20 protein-coding genes and 1 tRNA gene are annotated in these 20,805 nt (G+C 66.3%); 12 read left to right on the top strand and 9 right to left on the bottom strand.

The genetic code is table 11. The features are described 5' to 3' along the window. Positions 1–29: 29 nt before the first annotated feature. Positions 30–1,160 (bottom strand): iron-containing alcohol dehydrogenase, encoded by a 1,131-nt coding sequence (locus GGD82_RS17850; RefSeq protein WP_211364832.1) that lies wholly within the window; start codon positions 1,158–1,160, stop codon positions 30–32. Between the two features lie 472 nt (positions 1,161–1,632). On the opposite strand from GGD82_RS17850, the gene GGD82_RS17855 reads away from it, so the two are divergent. From GGD82_RS17855 to GGD82_RS17880, 6 genes are all read left to right on the top strand, one after another. Beyond that, a complete protein-coding gene (locus tag GGD82_RS17855; RefSeq protein ID WP_150063670.1) occupies positions 1,633–2,163 on the top strand; it encodes a tripartite tricarboxylate transporter TctB family protein in 531 nt (176 codons plus the stop codon). A gap of 57 nt (positions 2,164–2,220) precedes the next feature. Beyond that, a complete protein-coding gene (locus GGD82_RS17860) occupies positions 2,221–3,192 on the top strand; it encodes a Bug family tripartite tricarboxylate transporter substrate binding protein (protein WP_150063669.1) in 972 nt (323 codons plus the stop codon). Between the two features lie 95 nt (positions 3,193–3,287). Next, positions 3,288–4,799 carry a tripartite tricarboxylate transporter permease gene (locus GGD82_RS17865; RefSeq protein ID WP_150063668.1) on the top strand — a complete coding sequence of 504 codons (1,512 nt, stop codon included), beginning with the start codon at positions 3,288–3,290 and terminating at the stop codon, positions 4,797–4,799. Continuing rightward, on the top strand, positions 4,796–5,704 hold the full coding sequence (locus GGD82_RS17870; protein ID WP_150063667.1) for a dihydrodipicolinate synthase family protein: 909 nt from the start codon (positions 4,796–4,798) through the stop codon (positions 5,702–5,704). Before GGD82_RS17865 ends, GGD82_RS17870 begins: the two co-directional genes overlap by 4 nt. Next, positions 5,701–6,675, top strand: a complete 975-nt coding sequence (locus GGD82_RS17875) for an NAD(P)-dependent oxidoreductase (protein ID WP_150063666.1) — start codon at positions 5,701–5,703, stop codon at positions 6,673–6,675. Before GGD82_RS17870 ends, GGD82_RS17875 begins: the two co-directional genes overlap by 4 nt. Before the next feature lie 52 nt (positions 6,676–6,727). Beyond that, entirely contained in the window at positions 6,728–7,786 is a 1,059-nt protein-coding gene (locus tag GGD82_RS17880) for an Ldh family oxidoreductase (RefSeq protein ID WP_184013317.1), read from the top strand. Positions 7,787–7,869: 83 nt separating this feature from the next. Here the strand turns inward: GGD82_RS17880 and GGD82_RS17885 are convergent, their stop codons facing one another. Continuing rightward, positions 7,870–8,610 carry a FadR/GntR family transcriptional regulator gene (locus tag GGD82_RS17885; protein WP_211364831.1) on the bottom strand — a complete coding sequence of 247 codons (741 nt, stop codon included), beginning with the start codon at positions 8,608–8,610 and terminating at the stop codon, positions 7,870–7,872. 219 nt (positions 8,611–8,829) lie between these two features. Between GGD82_RS17885 and GGD82_RS17890 the strand changes: the two genes are divergently transcribed. Then, on the top strand, positions 8,830–9,657 hold the full coding sequence (locus tag GGD82_RS17890) for an HpcH/HpaI aldolase family protein (RefSeq protein WP_150063664.1): 828 nt from the start codon (positions 8,830–8,832) through the stop codon (positions 9,655–9,657). A 183-nt stretch (positions 9,658–9,840) separates the two neighbouring features. Here the strand turns inward: GGD82_RS17890 and GGD82_RS17895 are convergent, their stop codons facing one another. From GGD82_RS17895 to GGD82_RS17915, 5 genes are all read right to left on the bottom strand, one after another. Then, complete coding sequence (locus GGD82_RS17895; protein WP_150063663.1) at positions 9,841–10,710, bottom strand: ABC transporter permease subunit; 870 nt, start codon at positions 10,708–10,710, stop codon at positions 9,841–9,843. Position 10,711: 1 nt separating this feature from the next. Beyond that, positions 10,712–11,605 (bottom strand): ABC transporter permease subunit, encoded by an 894-nt coding sequence (locus GGD82_RS17900; RefSeq protein WP_211364834.1) that lies wholly within the window; start codon positions 11,603–11,605, stop codon positions 10,712–10,714. Positions 11,606–11,751: 146 nt separating this feature from the next. Continuing rightward, complete coding sequence (locus GGD82_RS17905; RefSeq protein WP_150063661.1) at positions 11,752–12,927, bottom strand: ABC transporter ATP-binding protein; 1,176 nt, start codon at positions 12,925–12,927, stop codon at positions 11,752–11,754. A 147-nt stretch (positions 12,928–13,074) separates the two neighbouring features. Continuing rightward, positions 13,075–14,178, bottom strand: coding sequence for a polyamine ABC transporter substrate-binding protein (locus GGD82_RS17910; RefSeq protein ID WP_150063660.1), 1,104 nt, complete (start codon positions 14,176–14,178; stop codon positions 13,075–13,077). 28 nt (positions 14,179–14,206) lie between these two features. Further along, entirely contained in the window at positions 14,207–15,607 is a 1,401-nt protein-coding gene (locus GGD82_RS17915) for an aspartate aminotransferase family protein (protein ID WP_281292764.1), read from the bottom strand. A gap of 219 nt (positions 15,608–15,826) precedes the next feature. Here GGD82_RS17915 and GGD82_RS17920 point away from each other — a divergent pair, with 219 nt between their 5' ends. The 5 genes from GGD82_RS17920 to GGD82_RS17940 all read left to right on the top strand — a co-directional run bounded on the left by GGD82_RS17920 (position 15,827) and on the right by GGD82_RS17940 (position 19,148). Beyond that, positions 15,827–16,786 carry a DMT family transporter gene (locus GGD82_RS17920; RefSeq protein ID WP_150063659.1) on the top strand — a complete coding sequence of 320 codons (960 nt, stop codon included), beginning with the start codon at positions 15,827–15,829 and terminating at the stop codon, positions 16,784–16,786. Continuing rightward, positions 16,783–17,853 carry a bifunctional DNA-binding transcriptional regulator/O6-methylguanine-DNA methyltransferase Ada gene (ada, locus tag GGD82_RS17925; protein WP_150063658.1) on the top strand — a complete coding sequence of 357 codons (1,071 nt, stop codon included), beginning with the start codon at positions 16,783–16,785 and terminating at the stop codon, positions 17,851–17,853. Before GGD82_RS17920 ends, ada begins: the two co-directional genes overlap by 4 nt. A gap of 86 nt (positions 17,854–17,939) precedes the next feature. After that, positions 17,940–18,518: a YqaA family protein gene (locus tag GGD82_RS17930; RefSeq protein WP_150063657.1), complete on the top strand. Its 579-nt coding sequence runs from the start codon at positions 17,940–17,942 to the stop codon at positions 18,516–18,518. A gap of 56 nt (positions 18,519–18,574) precedes the next feature. Further along, positions 18,575–18,973 (top strand): PGPGW domain-containing protein, encoded by a 399-nt coding sequence (locus GGD82_RS17935; RefSeq protein WP_150063656.1) that lies wholly within the window; start codon positions 18,575–18,577, stop codon positions 18,971–18,973. A 99-nt stretch (positions 18,974–19,072) separates the two neighbouring features. Continuing rightward, positions 19,073–19,148 (top strand) — tRNA-Phe (locus tag GGD82_RS17940). A gap of 14 nt (positions 19,149–19,162) precedes the next feature. Here GGD82_RS17940 and GGD82_RS17945 read toward each other — a convergent pair. Together GGD82_RS17945 and GGD82_RS17950 are read right to left on the bottom strand one after the other, a co-directional pair. Beyond that, on the bottom strand, positions 19,163–20,260 hold the full coding sequence (locus tag GGD82_RS17945) for a tyrosine-type recombinase/integrase (RefSeq protein WP_170284426.1): 1,098 nt from the start codon (positions 20,258–20,260) through the stop codon (positions 19,163–19,165). After that, positions 20,257–20,484, bottom strand: a complete 228-nt coding sequence (locus GGD82_RS17950; RefSeq protein ID WP_150063654.1) for a helix-turn-helix transcriptional regulator — start codon at positions 20,482–20,484, stop codon at positions 20,257–20,259. The genes GGD82_RS17945 and GGD82_RS17950 overlap by 4 nt, the downstream gene beginning before the upstream one ends. Positions 20,485–20,805 lie beyond the last annotated feature (321 nt).

Consider the following 20,805-nt stretch of genomic DNA (forward strand, 5'->3'; position numbering starts at 1 on the left):
CGCCCCGAGGGGCGCGTTAAGACGGGCGGCTAATACGCCGCCTCGTACAGGGCCAGGATGTCCCGTTCGGACAGATCGCGCGGATTGAAATCCAGGAGCCGGCGGATGCCGTGGGCCTCCCGCGCCATGGTCTCCAGGTCGTTGGCGGGCACACCGTGGCCCGACAGCGTCATGTCGAGGTCGAGGCCCCGGCAGAAGGCCGCCGCCACGTCGCGGACTGCCGTCTCGGAGGTGGGATCCGCCTCGCCACCCAGCGCTTGGCAGATCCGCGCGGTCTTCTCGGGCACCGTCGAGGCATTGGCGGCGAGGGTGTGCGGGAAGATCAGGGCGTTTGCCAGCCCGTGGGGAATCTTGTGGCGGGTGCCGAGGGGGTAGGAGACCGCATGCCCGGCCGTGGTGTTCACCGGTCCCAGGCAGACCCCACCGTAGAAGGCCGCCAGGGACAACCCGGCCCGGGCTTCCAGATCGTCGCCGTTGCGGACGGCCTGGGGCAGGTACCGGCCCACCAGTTCGATCCCTTGCAGGGCGTAGCCGTCGATCAGCGGATGGGCGCGCTTGCTGGTGTAGGATTCGACGCAGTGGGCCAGCGCATCGATGCCCGTCGCTGCCGTCACCGCCGGCGGGACGCTCCGGGTCAGCTCGGGATCGATGATCACCAGGTCGGCGATCATATGCGGGCTTTCCGCCGCCATCTTGTTCAGGCTCAGGGGGTCGGTAATCAAGGCGCGGGTGCCCACCTCGCTGCCGGTCCCCGCCGTGGTGGGGATCTGCACCAAGCCGACCTCGCGGGCCGGCGCCCGGTTCGGCCCGACGATATCCGCCATGCCCTTCTCCGAACGCAATAGAACGGCCACGATCTTGGCGAGATCCATCGCGCTTCCGCCGCCGAAGCCGATCACAAGGTCGGCGTCGCACGCACGGGCGGCGGTCAGGGCGGCCTGAAGATCGTTCAAGTCCGGCTCGGCCGCCATGTCGCTGAAGACCGCGGGCGCGCCGATCCCCAGCCGGTCGATCCGCGTGGCGTTGAAGGGATCGGACACAACAAGAACCGTCCGAACACGGCGCGCCTCGAGCCACTCCGAAAGAGTTGTCAACTGGCCCGTCCCAAATCGCGTGGTCGTGGGGCGGAACATCTCCAGCGGGCGGTCCAAGCGCATCATGTCATGTCTCCGTTTTTCCGGCGGATGGCCACCGGAGGTCAGGGTTTGACCACCCTGCGATCGATAGAGCGCGATCCCCGGCGGAGCGGGCGCCGGTGGCGATCCACTCCAACCTCAAATACCCCAGAACACAAATTTGTCAAGGGAGCCATCCTTTCTGTCCATAATACGGTTTTAGGTGCCTGGCCTCACGCGGCAGCGCATTTAATAACGTAGGAATTTCAAGGTACTAATGGCTTTCTCCGTATTGATCTGTCTTTTTGCATGCCATTATCATTGATGTCACGCAGAGGTGTTGGGCCCGCATCTCATGCTAAGAAACCAGGGCATTGTGAGCGGCTCGATAGGACTAATCCTATTTTCCTGGTGCTCTCTATTGACAACTAGACCACTGGGCGGGAAGGATGGCGGCACGACGTGGGAAAGCCTCCCCGACACAAGGAGGGAGGTCAGCCGCACTGTGGGGTAGGACATGGTTGAACGCCGCGCGGACACCTGGATCGGTTTCGGTCTTCTCGCTACCGTCGCCTTCATGGCGTGGCGCACGCTTCGCATTCCCTCGGTCGCGACGGGAACATCCGCCGGCCCCGATTTCATCCCCTGGGTGATGATCGGCGGGATCGCGGTGTTGAGCTTTGTCCTGATCATCCGGGCCCAGATCGCCGCTCGAAAAGCGGCTCCCGACGCCGCCACCCCGCAGGCGGACTCGTCCGGATCCGCCAGCGGTTCCGCCGCCGCTGACGCCGATGTCGCCGCCGAAGGCCTGGACCCGGCGCTGGCGCGGCGGATCACGCTTCGAATCTTCGCCTTTATCGCCCTGCTGGTCGGCTACGCCGCCGTCTTCATGCAGGTCGGCTATCTGGCGTCGACCTGCGGCGTCTTCATCATCGGCATGTATCTGCTCGGTGAGAGGGGGTGGCTCTCCCTCATAGTGCTGCCGATCGCCATCACCACCGGAATCTACTTCGGATTCACGGAGGTTCTCGCGGTCTGGCTTCCGTGACGCCGCATCAGCCACCGTCCGTCACATTGAAACCAGAACAAACCTTGGGAGGACATCATGTCCATTTATAAATCCTTGGCCCTTGGCTTCACCGCTCTCGTCGCGTTCGGCGGCCCGGCGGCGGCCGCCGACTTCCCGGTGCGTCCCATTCAGGTCATCGTGCCGTATTCGGCCGGCGGCGGCACCGATCTGTCGGCCCGCATCATGGCGGACGTTTTCAAGAAGCACGTGGACGGCGGAACCATCGTCGTTCGTGACCAGCCCGGTGGCGGCGGCGCTATCGGCACCAGCGCCGCCCTGCACGCGCGGCCGGACGGCTACACCCTCGGCACCGGGTCCCAGGGGCCGCTCGCCCTGCTGCCGCATTTCGGCGGCACCGACTACAGCCTCGACGATGTCCAGTTCATCGGCATGATGGGGTGGAACCTGAAGCTGCTGGTGGGCTGCAAGGACGCGCCCTTCTCCAATTTCGAAGAGATGATGGACTACGCCCGGGACAACCCGGGTCAGCTTCAGATCGGCAACTCCGGCGCTGGCGGCGCGGATCACATCGCCATCGAGGCCTTCGCCAAGGCCGCCGACGTTGATCTGGAGCCGGTGCCCTTCAATGGTGCATCCGAGGGCATGACGGCCTGCCTCGGCGGGCATATCGACGCCATGACGTCGACCCCCTCTGAAGCCCTGCCGCACGCGCAGTCCGGCGCCGTCACGCCGCTCTTCATCATGAGCGACAAGCGCATCCCGGACTACCCGGACACCCCGACGGCCATCGAAGGGGGCGTGGATTTCACCTGGGCCTCCTGGAAAGGCATCATCGCGCCCAAGGGCCTGCCTGAGGATGTGCTGGCCACGCTGAAGGATGCCTTCAAGGCCACGTTCACCGACCCGGACTTCGTCTCCAAAATGGAAGAGATGGGTGAGTTCGTCGAATACCGGGACGGCGACGCCTACCGGGCGCTGGCCGAGCGCGACAGCAACCTTGCCAAGGAGGTCATTCAGGACCTCGGCATGTACGGAATGAACAAGTAGTCCACTCTGTTCATTGCCCGCGGCGGCCCCGGCACACAGCGTATCGGGGCCGCCGCCCTTCGCCTCTTTCCTGAGCCCGCTTCTCCGGTGGTGCCATGGACATCCTGCAATACATCGCCCCCGTCTTTTCCCTTGAGGTCATGCAAGTCATTGCCTTGGGGACCCTCGGGGGCATGATCATCGGGGCCTTGCCGGGGCTCACCGCCACCATGGGCGTGGCCCTGTTGATCCCGCTGACGTTCGGCATGGAGCCGGTCCTTGGCCTGAACATGCTGATCGGCATTTATATCGGCGGCATCTACGGCGGCTGCATCTCGTCCATCCTGTTGCGGACGCCCGGAACACCGGCCTCGGCGGCGACGTGCCTGGACGGGTATCCGCTGGCGCAGAAGGGGCAGGCGGGCAAGGCGCTGGCCATGGCCACCATCGCCTCGTTCGTCGGCGGCATTTTTGCGGCGGTCGTCCTGGCGACACTGGCCCCGCAGCTTGCGGCCATCGCGCTGAAGTTCGGCCCGGCCGAGTACTTCGCGCTGGCCCTGTTCGGCCTGACCATCATCGCCTCGCTGTCCGGCGACTTGGTCAAGGGCGCGATCGCAGGCCTCCTCGGCGTTCTGATTTCGACCTTCGGGGCGGATCCCATCTCCGGGACGCTGCGTTACACGTTCGGTGTCTCCGGCTTCGCTTCTGGGTTTGCGTTCACGCCCGCCCTGATCGGTTTGTTCGCGTTGTCCGAGGTCTTCGTCCAGATCGAGAAGATCCTCGTCGACCGGAAGGCCGACGTGGTGAAGGTTTCGGGCAGCTGGCCCAGTGGCAAGGATCTGCGCAGTTCGGTGCCTGCCCTGATCCGGGGCTCCGTGATCGGCACGATCCTGGGGATTGTTCCGGGCACCGGCTCGGGTACCGCATCCTGGATCGCCTACAACGAGACCCGGCGCAGTTCCAAGACGCCGGAGCTGTTCGGCACCGGTCACATGCCGGGCGTGGCGGCCACCGAAAGCGCCAACAACGCCGTCTGTGCCGCCGCGCTGATTCCGCTGCTCGCCCTGGGTGTGCCCGGTGACGTGGTCACCGCGGTGATGATGGGTGGCCTGATGATCCATGGTCTGGCGCCGGGACCGGTGCTGTTTCAAACCCGGCCGGACATCATCATCGGCATGTTCGCGGGCACGTTCCAGGCGACCATTTTCATGTTCATCTTCGGCATGCTGGGGATCCGCCTGTTCTCCCGCATCCTGTTGATCCCCAAGCGCCTGCTCGTGATGAGCATCGTCGCCTTCTGTTTCATCGGCTCGTTCGCGATCAACCTGAACGTGGTCGATCTCTACACCATGGTCGGGTTCGGCGTGCTGGGGTACGGCATGCAGAAGTTCGGCTTCTCCCAGGCCGCCCTGTGCATCGCCCTGATCCTGGGGCCGATGGCGGAATCCAACCTGCGGCGCGGCCTGCTGCAGACCCACGACAACCTTGTCGACTTCCTGTCCGGCCCGATCACGCTTGTGTTCCTTGGCCTGACGGTCTTGTCGCTCGCGTGGCCCCTGATCCGTGGCGGACTGGCCCGCCGCCGGGCGGCTGCCGCGAATACGACCCAGCAAAGGGTGCTTCTATGAGAACCGCGGAGTCCTATGTCGCGCTCGTCACCTGCTTCAATGCGGACGAGAGCATCAATTACCCGGCCACGCGCGCGCAGGTGCGCCGACAGGTGGCTGCCGGGAACAATATCCTCTGCGCCGGAACCAACGGGGATTTCACCGCCCTGACGTTCGAGGAAAAGGTGACCCTGACCGAACAGGTGGTCGAGGAGGCCGCCGGCAAGGTGAAGGTCATCGTCAACGCCGGCATGCCGGCGACCTACGAGACCGTCCAGCTCGCCAAGGCCTTCGACCGCATCGGCGTGGCGGGCATCGCGGTCATCACGCCGTTCTTCATCGCCTGCACCCAGGATGGCCTGGTTCGCCATTTCAGCACCGTGGCCGACGCCGTGAACAGCCCGGTCTACCTGTACGACATTCCGGCGCGGACCCAGAACCACATCGAGCCGGAGACGGCCCGGACCCTGGCGGCGCATGGCAACATCGCCGGCATCAAGGACAGCGGCGGCAAGAAGGACACCCTGGAGGCCTACCTTCAGGTTTCCAAGGAGACGACCGGGTTCGATGTCTATTCCGGCCCGGACTCCCTGGTGCTCTGGTCCTGCCAGAACGGCGCCAAGGGATGCATTTCCGGTCTGGGCAACGTGATGCCGGACGTGCTGGCCGGCATCGTCGGCGCCTTCAACGCCGGCGACATGGACGAGGCGGCCCGTCAGCAGGACCGGTTCACCGCCCTGCGCACCGACCTGTACGCGCTCGGCTACCCGCCGGCGATGGTCAAGCGGGCGCTCTACGTCATGGATTCCAGCGTCGGCGCCAGCCGCCAGCCCGCCCTGTTGCCCGATCCGGCGCAGGACGCCCAGATCACGGCGATCCTCAAGGCTCACGATCTGCTGCCGACGGAGCAGGAGGCCCTGTCATGACCACGATTGCAACCACCTCGCCCGGCTTCGGCCGGTATGGCCGCGTGCCGACCCGGATTAAAGAAAACGGGTGGGAGTTCATCCGCTGCGCCGACAGCACCAAACCTGATGGCGGCTTGTCGGACTGTATCGACCGGATTGATTTCCTGGTGGCCGGTCTGGTGGCCGTCACCGGCAAAACCCTGGACGCGGCCCCCAAACTGAAGGCGGTCCTGAAGCACGGTGTCGGCGTTGACAGCATCGATATTCCCGCCTGCACCGCGCGCGGCATTCCGGTGCTGAACACCCCCGGCGCCAACGCCAATGCGGTGGCCGAGCTTGCGTTGGGGATGATGTTTGCCCTGGCCCGCAACATCCCCGGCGGTCACAAGAGCGTGGTCGAGGGGGGCTGGGACCGTCAGGCCGGGTTTGAGATCGACGGCAAGACCCTGGGCATCGTCGGCCTGGGCAACATCGGGCGGATGCTGGCGGCCAAGGCTCAGGCTCTGGGCATGACCGTCGTCGCCACTGACCCCTACGCCGATCCGGCCTTCGTCAAGGAGCTTGGGATCGAGCTGCTGGATCTGGAGGCCTTGCTCGCGCGCAGCGACATCGTCTCCCTGCATGTCTTCGGCGGTGCGGCCAACACGAACCTGATCAACGCCGACACGCTGAAGCTCATGAAAAAGACCGCGTGCCTGCTCAATCTGGCCCGGGGCGAAGTGGTCGACCTGGACGCGCTCGACGCCGCGCTGGCGGCCGGCGCTCTGGGGGGCGCCGGGATCGACGCCTACACCGTGGAGCCGCCCGATCGCAGCCATCCGATCTTTTCCCGCCCGAGCGTTGTGTTCACCCCGCATTCCGGCGCGGACACCCTGGAGGCGTTGGAGCGCGTCGGTCTGATGAATGTGGCCGATATCGAGGAGATGCTGGCGGGCGGACGGCCGAAACGGGTTCTGAACCCGGAGGTGTTCAACACGGCGGCCGAATAAGCCGTCACCCGGGCCGGTCGATCGCCGGCCGTCTAAAACATGGGAAAACACCATGGTTATCGGATCCCCCCGCTATGATGCCCACGCCCTGCGGGGCATGGCGCACGCCTTGTTCACGGCCGCTGGGCTTGAGGTCGACAAGGCCGCCGCGGTGGCCGAGTATCTCGTCGAAGCGGATCTCATGGGGCACACCACCCATGGCCTCGCCCTTGCGGGCTGGTACCTGCAAGGCGTCGCCGACGGCGTCGTGACCCGGTCCGGCGCGCCCGACGTGACCTCCGATCGCGGCGCGGCCGTCCGCTGGGACGGCCGCCGCCTGCCTGGCGCCTGGCTGACCGCCCAGGCCGTCACCCTGGCGTGCGACCGGGCCGTCCAGTTTGGCACCGCCACCGTCGTCGTGGCCAACAGCCACCATATCGGCTGTCTGGCGGCGTATCTCTCGATTGCCACCGACCGCGGCTACATGGTCTCGGTCGCCAGTTCCAGCCCCTCGGGTCAGCAGGTGGCGCCGTTCGGGGGGACGAAGGGCCTCTATACGCCCAACCCCATCGCCTACGGCATCCCCACGCCGGGCGATCCGATCCTGATCGACATCTCGGCCTCCATCACCACGGTGAACATGGCGAACCGTCTGATCAAGGCCGGCCAGACGTACGATCATCCCTGGCTGATGGACAAGGACGGCACCCCGAGCCAGGACCCGCAGGTCCTGAAGGACGGCGGGACGCTGCTGCCCACGGGCGGGCTCGATCACGGCCAGAAGGGTTACGGCATGGCCTTGCAGATCGAGGCCTGGACCCAGGGGCTCGGCGGCTATGGCCGGGTCGACGCCCCCAAGGGTACCAACGCGGCCGTGACCGTTCAGGTGCATGACCCGGCGGCGTTCGGCGGCGCCGAGGCGTTCCTGCGCCAGACCGGCTGGCTGGCCGACGCCTGCCATGCCAACCCGCCGCGGCCCGGCGTTGCCCGGGTTCGGTTGCCGGGCGAGGCGGCGCTGGCGCGCAAGCGCGAGGCCTTGGAGAGAGGGGTCGCGCTGTTCGAGGGTATCCTTGAGTCCCTGGAGCCGCACGCGGCCCGTCTGGGCGTTCCGCTGCCGACGCCGGTGGCGTGATCCAGTGCCCCTCCGGCCGGCGCTCGTTTCGGATCGGGCGTCCGGCGCGGAGGGGTGGGGGAGGGCGATGCCCGGCCGACCGGTCAGTCGCGCATCGTGAGGTCCAGGGCTCCGGCGCCGAACAGCCGGTCACGGGAATTTTTCACATGCTGGCGCATGATCTCACGAGCCCGGTCCCCATCCTGATCCAGGATCGCCTGATAGATTCCGGTGTGTTCGGCGAGGACCTCATTGAGCGCAAAGGGGCCATCGCTGAGCAGCGATTCCCCGTGCATTTTCATGCCGGCGTGAATGTGTTCGCGCAGCGCCCGCATGGTGGCTTCGTAGTATTGGTTGTTCGACGCCCGCGCCACCGCCACATGAAAGGCATAGTCGGCGTCCTCGCGGTGCACCTGGGACCCGGTGGCGACGCGCAGCATCTCCAGGGCCGCTTCCAGGTCGGTCATGACCTCTCGGTTGCGCCGCTGCGCCGCCAGCCAGGCCGCGTCGCTTTCGATGGTCATGCGAAATTCGTAGCACCGCTGAATGTCGGCAATGGTTTCAACACGCGCAAAGCCAAGTGCCGAACCCTGTGGCGCCCGAACGTAATTGCCGGAGCCTTGTCTCGAGTACACGAATCCTTCGGTGCGGAGCTTTTCCAGCGCAATCCGAAGAATTGGACGCGAAACGCTGAACTCCTGTGCGAGTTCTTTTTCCGTCGGGAGTTTTTGATTGGCGGGATATTCGCCATTCGTAATTCTGGCATAGAGCATGTGATAGACGCGGTCCGCCAGGGCACTGCGGGGCCGGCTTCGCTCCGGCTGCGCGGGCTGTCCGTCCATCATCTCCTTCGTTCCTTACGCCTGGGCCCCCGTTCGGGCCAAACAATTGGTAAACCTGTTGAATGTAGTCGGGCAAGAAACCGGCTTTGTGTTAGATCCTGTCTAAAACGTATAATATTCTCAGGGCATTGTGTCCAGAGATTTGTATCTGCCAACGGGCATTCCTGTTGACAAATTCGCGAACCCCACAGCATGGCCCCCCGCGGGCCCAGAGGACCAATCATGAGCACCACGACGTCGATACCGGCCTCCGGCCACCCGAAGCCCCTCTCGTTCGCCGAGCGGCTTCGCGCCCGTGAACGCATGATCGGCTACTGGACGCAGCTACCGGTTCCGGCCGTTCAGGAGCGCATCGCGCGCCATGGATACGATTACGTCTGTTTTGACGCGCAACATGGCTTCCATGACTATCACGCTGTTCTGAACGGGATGATCGGCATCGAGGCCGGGGCCGCCCTTGCGGGCAGCGCCTGCGGAGGCATGGTCCGGGTCGCGGAAAACAGCATCGCGGTCATCGGCCAGGCGCTGGACGCGGGGGCGCGCGGCGTCATCGTGCCGCTGATCAACACCGCCGAAGAGGCCAAGGCCGCCGTTGCGGCCTGCCGGTACCCGAGCGGCGGGGGCATGCGGTCCTACGGTCCGATGCGCGCCGGCCTGCGCTCGGGACCGGAGACCGCCGTCATGAACGTGGAGGTCGCCTGCATCGTCATGATCGAAACCCGGCAGGGGTTGGCGAACGTCGAGGAGATCGTCGCCACCCCGGGCATTGATGGTCTCTACATCGGGCCGATGGACCTGATGCTCGCCCTGGGTGGGAGCACCATCAACGATCCGTCGAAAGCGGAGGACTTCGAGGGCGCGCTGGCCCGGATTCTGGCGGCCGCGAAGAACGCCGGCGTGGCTGCCGGCATCCACACCATGGCCGGGGACATCGCGGCGAAGCGCCTGAATCAGGGCTTCACCTTCGCCTCGGTGTCGTCGGATCTGAACCACCTGGACAAGGCCGCCGCGGAACACCTGAAAACCGCGCGCCTCGCCCTGGTGTCGTAACCCCCGGCAGCCCGGACCTCGGAGCTTTTTGCGGCAACTTTTGAGGGGACATCGGGGTCACCCAAAAGGCTTTCGCACACGGCGGAAACCGGGGTTGGGGCTGTCCGGGGCCATCAGCGGCGCCCGAAGTCGGTTCGGCCGCGGGGGGACGCGGATCTTTGGCCCGCCTATGGGCATGTCGACTCAGGGGCGAGACGAGGATGTGTGCGAACCCCCGCGTTCGGTTTTCAGGGCCTTGGTGGCCACGCGCTCCCGTTCACGCTCCTGGCGCCACATGAATCCGGCGGCGATCAGGATGGTGGCCGTGGCGAGCAGCACCAGCAGGGTGGCCAGCGCGTTGATCTCCGGCGTGACACCCAGGCGCACGGAGGAGAACACCACCATCGGCAGGGTGGTCGAGGCCGGTCCCGCGACGAAGCTCGCGATCACCAGATCGTCCAGGGAGAGGGTGAAGCTCAGGAGCCAGCCCGACACCAGCGCCGGGGCCAGCATCGGCAGGGTGATGACCAGGAAGGCCTTCAGGGGCCGCGCACCCAGGTCCATCGCGGCCTCCTCCACGCTGCGGTCGAGCCCGACGAGCCGCGATTGCACGACCACGTTGACATAGGCCATGCAGAACGTGGTGTGGGCGATGGTGATGGTGTCGATTCCCCGTCCCGCCGGCCAGCCGATCACCGTTTCCAGCGAGACGAACAGCAGCAGCAGCGACAGGCCGGTGATGACCTCCGGCATGACCAGCGGCGCGGTGATCATGCCGGTGAACAGCAGGCGGCCGCGAAACCGGCCGAACCGGCCCATCATCAAGGCGGACAGGGTGCCCAGGACCGTGGCGATGGTCGCCGAGGTCACCGCGACGCGCAGTGAGACCAGGGCGGCGTTCAGCATCTGCTCGTTCCGGAACAGCTCCGCGTACCACTTCAGAGAAAAACCGCCCCACACCGTGACGAGGCGGCTTTCGTTGAACGAATACAGGATGAGCAGCAGGATCGGGACGTAGAGGAACGCGAACCCGAACGCCAGCATCGCATACAGAAAAACGGGGGAGCGTTTCATGTCAGCTCTCCTCCGCCCGTTCGGCGTGCTTGTGCTGATAGTACTGGAACACCACGATGGGGATGACCAGGAAGATCAGCATGGCGATGGCCACGGCCGAAGCCACCGGCCAGTCCCGGTTGTTGAAGAACTCGCTCCACAGCACCTTGCCGATCATCAGTGTGCCGGCCCCGCCCAGCAGGTCGGGAATGACGAACTCGCCGACCGCCGGGATGAACACCAGCATGGAGCCCGCCACGATGCCCGGCATGGAGAGCGGCAGGGTGACGGTCAGAAACGCCTTGAACGGGCGGCACCCCAGGTCCGCCGCCGCCTCGATCAAGGCGATGTCCATCTTTTCCAGCGTGGCGTACAGCGGCAGAACCATGAACGGCAGGTACGAATAGACGATCCCGATGTAGAGCGAGACCTCGGTATTCAGCAGCGGCAGCGGGGAATCGATCAGGCCCAGGCTTATCAGCGCGTTGTTGATCAGGCCGTTGTTCTTCAGGATGCCGATCCAGGCGTAGACGCGGATCAGGAACGACGTCCAGAACGGCAGAATCACCAACAGCAGGTACACCGCGCGCCACGTCGGCGAAGCCCGCGCGATCGCATAGGCCATGGGGTAGCCGATCAGCAGCGCGATCAGTGTGGAGACCAGCGCCACCTTCAGCGAATTCAGGTAGGCCACGACATACAGCGGGTCGTCCAGAAGGAAGAGGAAATTGCCGAACGCCAACTTGATCTGGAGATACCCACCCTCGATCCACTCCAACAGCGGCGTGTACGGCGGCAATCCGATGCGGAACTCGGCGAAGCTGATCTTCAGGACGATCAGGAACGGCAGCAGGAAGAACAGCAGCAGCCAGATGTACGGGATCCCGATGACGGTGCCCCGTCCGAACCGGGCCATAAGCCATTGCAGGCGGGTCCGGCCATGGCCGTTGCGTTCGCCGTCGCGGCCGGCCGCGGCCCATGCGGCCTCGGCGATTGACCGTGTGCGGGCGCCGGTGGTGGGACGGCCCCCCAAACCGTGGCCGGGGCCTTCACCGGCCCCGCTCATCCCGTCACCACAACGGTGTTATCGTGGCGCCAGGACACGAACACGCGGTCGTCCCACGTGATATCCGGCTCCGCCATGCGTTCCAGGTTCTGGGTGGTCACACGGGCCAGCGCCCCGCTGTCCAGGCGGATGTGATAGGTTGAAATGCCGCCGAGGTACACGATATCCTCGACGATACCCTGATCCCAGTTGTGTGGGCTGTCCGGCTGGACCCGCGAAATCGCAAGCTTCTCCGGCCGCAGCGCGACCCAGACCGTGGCGCCGCCGCGCGCGCTGATGCCGTGGCCGACATAGACCGGGTTCGCCAGCGCGTCGGAGCGGATGAGGATGTGGTCGGGCTCATCCTCGATCAACTGGCCCTGGAACATGTTCACGGTGCCGAAGAATTCGGCCACGTAGCGGGTGTTCGGGTATTCGTACAGGGCGTGCGGGGTGTCCACCTGGATGATGCGCCCCGAATCCATGATGGCGACCCGGTCGGCCATGGTCATGGCCTCTTCCTGGTCGTGCGTGACGACGACGAAGGTGGTGCCGACACGCTCCTGGATGCCCACCAGTTCAAGCTGGGTCTGCTCCCGCAGTTTCTTGTCCAGCGCGGCCAGCGGCTCGTCCAGCAGCAGCACCTTGGGGTGCTTGGCCAGGGAGCGGGCGAGGGCGACGCGCTGGCGCTGTCCGCCCGACAGGTGATGCGGCTTGCGCTTGGCGAATGGGCCGAGCTGCACGAGGTCGAGCATCTGGCGCACGCGGTCGCGGATCTCGGCCTTCGGCAGGCTGTCCTGGCGCAGCCCGAACGCCACGTTGGCTTCTACCGACATGTGCGGGAACAGCGCGTAGGACTGGAACATCATGTTGACCGGCCGGTCGTACGGCGGCACCTGCGTCATGTCCTGGCCGCCGATCAGGATGCGGCCGGCGGTGGGCCGCTCGAATCCGGCCAGCATGCGCAGCAGGGTGGTCTTGCCGCAGCCGGACCCGCCCAGCAGGGCGAACAGCTCCCCCTCCCGGATGGTCAGCGAGACCTGATCGACCGCGACGAAATCGCCGAAGGTCTTGACCACGTCCTGGATTTCGATGATCGGACGGGCCTCCGCCCGGCGCAGCACCGCGCCCGGGCGGCTGCCTTCCGGGCGGGAGCTGGCGCTGTGGGTGCCCTGCACCAGGGTGTCGGTCATGCCAAGCGGCCCCTCCGATGGATGATGCGATCCCGTGTCTGGAATGGCCACCCGGAGGCTCGGGCGGTCCGGGGAGACGCCGCGGAGCGATGGTGCTCGCACGAGGTCCCCCGGCCGCGGCGCGTCCTCAGGATGATCCGCCGACGCTTAGATCCCGGTCTTGAACTTGCTCCACAGCCGCGTCCGCAGGCGATCGACGGCCTGGGTCGAGGCGCGGTCCGGGAACAGGCGATCCAACACGTCATCCGCGGGATAGATGCGCGGATCATTCAGAACCTCCTCGTCCAGGAACGGCTTGGAGGTGTCATTCGCGTTGGCATAGGCGACGTAGTTGGAGATGGAGGCGGTCACCTCTGGCTCCAGCAGATAGTTGATCATCTGGTGCGCGGCGTCCGGGTTCGGGGCATCGGTCGGAATCGCCAGGGTGTCGAACCAGAGCAGCGTGCCTTCCTTCGGGATCACGTAGGTCACGGTGACGCCGTTGTCGGCCTCGGCGGCGCGGTCGGCGGCTTGCAGCACGTCCCCGGACCAGCCGATGGCCAGACAGATATCCCCGTTGGCCAGTGCATTGACGTATTCGGAGGAATGGAACTTGGTGATGTAGGGCCGGATCGGCATCAACAGCTCTTCGACCTTCCGGAAGTCCTCGCGGTTGCCGCTGGAGGGATCGAGGCCGAGGTAGTGTAGGGCGATCGGCAGCAACTCCGTCGGCGCGTCCAGCACATGGACGCCGCAGTCCGCCAGCTTCGCCAGGTTCTCCGGCTTGAAGAACATGTCGTAACTGTCGAGCGGGCCGTCCTCGCCCAGGCGCGCCTTCACCATGTCGACGTTCATGCCGATTCCGGTGGTGCCCCACATGTAGATGGCGGCGTGCTCGTTGCCCGGATCCAGCTGCGCCAGATACTCCATCAGTCGCGGATTGAGGGTCTTCAGATTCGGGATTTTGTCCTTGTCGAGCGGCTGGTACACCCCGGCCTTCACCTGCCGTTCCATGAAAATGCCGGTCGGCACGACGAGGTCGTAGCCGGTGTTGCCGGCCAGCAGCTTGGCCTCCAGCACTTCATTGGAATCATAAACGTCATAGGTGACGTCGATGCCCGTTTGCGCCTCGAAATTCGGGATCGTGTCTTCGGCGATGTAGTCCGACCAGTTGTAGAAATGCAGCGTGCCATCCGCCAGGGCGGGGGTGGCCAGAGTGGTCGCGGTGGCCAGGGCGATCCCGGCGACCAGGGAGGGACGAAGATCAGGCATCAGGTAACTCCGTGCGGGGGCCTGAGGATCAGGCCATCAGCGTGGGTAGGTCCTGCTCGGTCTGGTCCAGGGAGCGGGTCAGCGTGTCGACCATGTGGTCGATCTGCGCAGGCGTGATGACGAGAGGCGGCGACAGAACCATGGTGTCGGCGACGGCCCGGATGATGACGTTGTTGTTGAAACAGTGGTCCCGGCAGCGTGTTCCGACCTTGCCCACGGGAGAGAAGAAGGCGTGCGCGGTCTTATCGCGGATCAGTTCGACACCGGCCATCAGGCCGACGCCGCGTACCTCTCCGACCAGAGGATGCTCGCGGAGCGCGCCCAGGCGCTCCATCAGGTAGGGACCGACATCGTCGCGAACGCGCTCCACCAAGCGTTCACGCTCCATGATGCTAAGGGTCTCCAGCGCCACGGCGCAAGCGGTCGGATGACCGGAGTAGGTGAAGCCGTGCACGAACTCCCCGCCTTTTTCGACCAGGGTCCGCCCGATGCGCTGGCCCACCATGACGGCGGCAATGGGCAGGTAGCCGGAGGACAGGCCCTTGGCCAGCGTCATGATGTCCGGCCGAATGTCGAAGGTCTGGCTACCGAACCACTGACCGGTGCGACCGAAGCCGCAGATGACCTCGTCGACGATCAGCAGGATGTCGTGCTTGGAACAGATGCGCTGGATCTCGGCCCAATAGCCCGGCGGCGGCACGATCAGCCCGCCGGCACCCTGGACCGGCTCGCCGACGAACGCGGCCACGCGCTCCGGCCCGATGGCCTGGATGGCCTCCTCCAGCCAGCCGGCGGCCTCGCGCCCGAACGCCTCCGGGTCCTGGTCCTGCGCGTATTTGAAGTGGTGCGGCTCGCGGATGTGATGGAAGTCGGGCAGGGTGCCGCCGCCCTGCTTGTGCATCGCGCTCATGCCGCCCATCGAGGCGGCGGCGACGGTCGAGCCATGGTAGCCGTTCTGGCGCCCGATGATGACGCGGCGCTCCGGGTGGCCCTCCAGCGCCCAATACTGCCGCACCATGCGGATGATGGTGTCGTTGGCCTCCGATCCGCTGTTGGCGAAGAAGGCGTGATCCAGGCCCGGCGGCGCCAGGTCCGCCAGCCGGCTCGCCAGCTCGATGGCCGGGCGCGTCGCCGTCTTGAAGAAGAGATTGTAGTACGGCAGCTCGCTCATCTGCCGGGCGGCGGCCTGGACCAATTCGTCCCGCCCGTAGCCCACGTTGACGCACCACAGGCCGGCCATGCCGTCGAGGATTTCGGTGCCCTCCGAATCCCACAGCGAGCAGCCGTCGGCGCGGACGATGATCCGGCTGCCCTCGGCGGCCAGGGCCTTGTAGTCGGTGAAGGGGTGCAGATGATGCGCGGCGTCGAGGTGCCGCCACGCATCGGTGGTGCGGTCCGGCAGAGGTGCGGCGATCTGGGTGTTGGTCACGGCGGCATGCGTCCTGGTTTGGGAGCGGGGCGGGTGCACCGTCGCGGGTGCTCAACGGCCTTAGTTCTGACCGACCGTAGGGCTTTTGGGAAGAGGCCGCCTGTGCGCTGGGCAGCGTGCGCGCGCTTCGAATGTGACCGTCGGAACCGGAATGCGGGGGGCGGGGCGGCCGGGTAGGGTTCCCCAGTCTATCGCTTATAGGAATGGGAGACCCGCCGAATGGCACCCCTCGCAACGATCACGCGGGCCATGGGCGTCCGTGAGTGGAGCCTGCTGCTGTCCCTGTCCTGTCTCTGGGGCGGGTCTTTCTTTTTGGTCGGCGTCGCGGTGCGGGAGGTGCCGCCCCTGACCATCGTGGCCGCGCGGGTCGGGCTGGCGGCTCCGGTGCTCTGGCTTGCGGTGGCGGCGCTGGGTCGCCCGATTCCCCGGGACCCGTCGGTCTGGTTGGCGTTCGCCGTCATGGGGGTCCTGAACAACGTCATCCCGTTCAGCCTGATCGTGTGGGGCCAGACGCAGATTCCCTCCGGTCTGGCCTCGATCCTGAATGCCAGCACGCCCCTGTTCGCGGTGTTCGTGGCCGGTGCCCTGCTGGCCGATGAGCGGTTCACGCTCGCTCGGATCCTGGGCGTCGCCATCGGGTTCGTCGGCGTCGCGCTGCTGATCGGGGTGGATGCGCTGGATATCGGCGAGCTGCCCGTGCTGCCCCAGGTGGCCGTGCTGGGCGCGGCTGTGTCCTATGCGTTCGCCGGCGTGTTCGGGCGCCGGTTCCGGGCGTGGCGCGTCGATCCCTTGGTGACGGCCGCCGGTCAGGTGACCGCGTCGGGTGCGGTGATGGCGGGCCTTGCGATGGCCCTCGACCGGCCCTGGACGCTGCCGATGCCGGGGCTGGAGATCGTGGCGGCCTTGGTGTGTCTGGCGGTCCTGTGCACTGCGTTGGCTTACGGCCTGTATTTTCGCATTCTGGAGACGGCGGGGGCGACGAACGTGCTGCTGGTGACCTTTCTGGTGCCCGTCACCGCGATCCTGTTGGGGGTATTCGTGCTGGATGAGACGTTGCGCGCCAGTCACCTGGGCGGCATGGCGTTGATCGGCGTGGGGTTGCTGGTGATGGACGGCCGGGCCTGGACCGCCGTGCGACGGCGGTTGCGGTCGAACGCCGGACCGGAGGCGACGGCATGACCGCCGGGACCGGGGAGGGGCGCGACGCCCGGCGTTGGCGGGCGGTTGCCGACCGGCAGCCGATCGCGGACGAGCCGTTCGTGTATGCCGTCGCCACAACCGGGATCTATTGCCGGCCCGGGTGTCCGTCCCGCACGCCCAACCGGGAGAACGTGGTCTACTTCGCCACGCCCGCGGCGGCGGAGGCGGCGGGGTACCGGCCCTGTCGTCGCTGCTGGCCGCAGGGGGCCGATCCCGACGATTCGCAAACGGTGGCGGTGGCGCGGGCGTGTCGTCGCCTGGAGACCGACGAGGCGGAGCCAGCCCTGGCCGATCTGGCGGCCGACGCGGGGTTGAGCGCGGCCCAGTTTCGCGCCGTGTTCAAGGACCGGACGGGCTTGACCCCGAAGGGATACGCGCGCGCGGTGCGCGGCCACCGGATGCGGGCGGCGTTGGAGGAGGGGGCGACGGTGACGGAAGCGACCTATGCGGCCGGCTACAGCGGATCGGCGCGAGCGCACGCGGACGCGCCCGGCGTGCTGGGTATGACGGCATCGGCCTATCGCAAGGGCGGGGCGGGCGAGGTCATCGACCACGCCACGGCGGACAGTGCGCTCGGTCGAGTCTTGGTGGCGGCGACGGCACGCGGTCTGTGTGGTATCGCGCTGGGGGACGATGATGGGGCGCTGCTGGCCACCCTGTGGGCGCGCTTCCCTAAGGCGACGTTACGCGCCGACGGCCCGGCGGCCCAGGCGGTGTTGCCGGTGGTCCTGCGCGTGGTGGCGGATCCACGCCAGAACGTGGCGGCGTTGCCGGAGGTGCCACTCGACCTGCGGGGCACGGCGTTTCAGCTTCGGGTGTGGGAGGAACTGCGCCGTATTCCGCCCGGTGAGACTCGCACCTATACCGAGGTCGCCGCCGCCATCGGCCAGCCCTCCGCCACCCGGGCCGTGGCCAACGCCTGCGGGGCGAACCCGGTCGCGCCCGTGGTGCCCTGTCACCGGGTCGTGCGGTCGGATGGTGGCCTCGGTGGCTACCGTTGGGGCCTGGAGCGCAAGAAGGCCCTGTTGAGGGAGGAAGAGGCATAGCGCGCGCCGGTCCGGCCGGATTGTGAGCCGCGCGGCGCGCTGATAGAACCCTTGGCATCGTTCGTCTCACGTGGGGGAGAGCCGCTGTGTTGCGCGGATTGTACGACTGGGCGATGCGGCTGGCGGAGTCCCGCCATGCCCTCTGGGCGCTGGCCCTGATCTCGTTCATCGAAAGTTCGGTGTTTCCGATTCCCCCGGACTTGCTTCTGATCCCGATGGTCCTGGCGCGGCGCGAGCGTGCCTGGCTGATCGCCGGCGTCTGCACCCTGGCGAGCGTGGTGGGGGGCTTCGCCGGCTATGCCATCGGGTATTTTCTGTTCGAGGCTATCGGGCAGCCGGTGCTGGCGTTCTACGGCTACCTGGATCGGTTCGCCGACTTCCAGGGCATGTACAACGAGTGGGGCGCCTGGATCGTGGCCGGGGCCGGCGTAACGCCCTTCCCCTACAAGGTTATCACCATCGCCAGCGGGGTCACACAGCTCGACCCGTGGGTCTTCGGCCTTGCGTCGGTGGTGTCGCGGGGGCTGCGGTTCTTCATCGTGGCCGCGTTGCTGTGGAAGTGGGGCCCGCCCATGCGGGTGTTTATCGAGCGGCGCCTGGGCCTGCTGGCGACGCTGGCGTTCGGGCTGCTGCTGGGCGGTTTCCTCGCGCTCAAGCTGCTGTGATCGGGCCGGGCGGCGGGACCTTGTCGCCGCCGGCGCCGCCGCCCATATCCGACGCCATGACACACGCCACACCCCATACGCCGCCGGTATCCCCCATGGGGCCGGAGCGCGCTTCATCCCCTGGCAACGGGCCGTCGCGCCGCCTTCTGGCGCGCCTGGGCCGTCTGTCGGCGGGCTGGGTGCTTTTGGTGGTGGGGTTGATCACGGCCCCGACGCCGCTGCCGATCGGCCTGCCGCTGATTGCCCTGGCGTTGGGTCTGCTGGCCCGGGATTCGGAGCGGGTGCGCCGCGCGGTGCGATGGGTGCGCGGTCGCGTCGGCGCGCTGGACCGGGGCCTGCGCCGGATCGAGCCGAAGCTGCCGCGACCGGTTGTCTGGGTGCTTCATGCGACGGATCCGCACGTTCCGGTCCTCGGGTCGTCGAGCCCAAAACCCGCACCCGTGTCATCGGTGTGAAACCATGTTTGACAGCGCCGTCGTTTTCCCATAAACCCCTCTCCCACGGTGCCGCCCGGCGCCACATCGTCGGCCCCGCCACCGCGCGAGGCGCACGACGCCCAGGTAGCTCAGTTGGTAGAGCAGGGGACTGAAAATCCCCGTGTCGGCAGTTCGAATCTGTCCCTGGGCACCATATTTATCAGCGACTTAGCTGGAAGGGCGAGAGTGGTTTTTACACTCTCGCCCTTCGTTTTTTACACAATGTCCCGGACCTGTTCTCGTTCGCGTGGCCAATTCGAGACGCGCCATGGCGCCTTCCGCGCGGCGCAAACGATCCGCTTCCTCGGTATAGTGTTCCGCCATGCGAAGCGTGGCCAAACCGAGAACGGCCTGGATATCACGACTGTCGCAACCGGCGTCGGCGAGCATGGTCCCCGCCGTGTGCCGCAGTCCGTGGAATGTCAGGCCCGGTTGAGTCGCTCCGTCGCCTTCGAGCCGTTTCATAATTTTACGCAGTTCGGTTCGGAAGCCTGACCCCGTGTAGGGATTGCCACCCTTGCCCGTGACAACGAGGGGCGACTGTCTGGGGGTCCTGTCCAAAACAGCGGATAGCATCGAGTGCATGGGCACCCGGATCGAGACACCGGTCTTATGCGAGCGGACTGAAATACGCCCATCAGAGCACGCCGACCAAGCAAGGGTTAGGCAATCGGCTTGCCGTAACCCTGTGAAGGCGGCCAGGGCAATGGCGGCCCTTATGCCTGGGTGAGACACTGTCGCCTCAAGGGCGGCCGCTAGCTCTTCCCATCGCCACGGACGATTCGCCTTTGCCTCGCCGCGCGGCTTGCGAATCTTGGCAACGCCCTCCGCCGGGTTCCCTGAGACGATCCCGCGTGGTCGGCCCCAGTTGAACAGCAGAGACAAGACCTGGACGACGTAGTTGGCAAAGCGACGCTTGTGCTGCTCGAACGCTTTGTCGCGCAGGCCGAACACGAGGCGCGGGGTGACCGCGGGCAGGGGGGTGTCGTGCCCTTTGCCCAACCAGTCCAGCACGCGGGCGTAGTCCTTCCGCGTTTCGGCTGCCAGAGCGGCGTATTCCGGGCTGGCGCGATAGGCCTGGATCAGGCTGCCCAGTGTGCCGGGTTTCGGCGGCGGCGCTGCCTGCTTTTCGGCGGCGGCGTAGGCGGCCATGAACTCGGGGCTGCCGGGCATTCCAGGCAGACGGGTTCGTGTGGGGCGATGGTAGTAGTAGACGCGCCCGCCCGTTTTGACCCGGTGGATATTGCGAAGACGTAGGACCGTCATCCCCATTGCTCCAGGTAGGCGGTCGTATCCATTTCCCTGATATGCCCGGTCTGACTGTCGATCCAGGAGTCGACTTCATCACGCAACCAGTACCGCATGGAGCGGATGCGGTGACTCGGTAGATCCAGGGTGTCGACCGTTCCCGGTGAGACGTCGAGATAGGCGGCAACGGTTTTTCGGCGCATCAGGCGTGGCCATCCGGGAAGGGGGCAGCTGTCGTTCATGACGTTCTACCAAGATAGATTTGTGTTCTTTATTCGTTCCGGGTATCGCCATACGCTTCCCGCATGGAACCCGACGATGACATCTTGTTCGATCTGGCTTAAGCGCTGCGCTTCAAGGTGCCACGCGCCACAGCACACCTCCCAAATGACGCAGGGATCTGCCTTCTGTCACACGCTCACCGGCGCGTCGGCCGGGAGCAGGGTGCGCAGGGTGGCGAGCCAGCGGTCGGCGGCGTCGTGCCAGGGCTCCGGGCGCAGCACCAGGGTATCCGGCCGGGGCAACGCGAAGCCCCAGGGCACGTCAGACGGTGCCAACAGGTC

Source organism: Roseospira marina (genome assembly GCF_014197855.1).
Classification (GTDB): domain Bacteria; phylum Pseudomonadota; class Alphaproteobacteria; order Rhodospirillales; family Rhodospirillaceae; genus Rhodospira; species Rhodospira marina.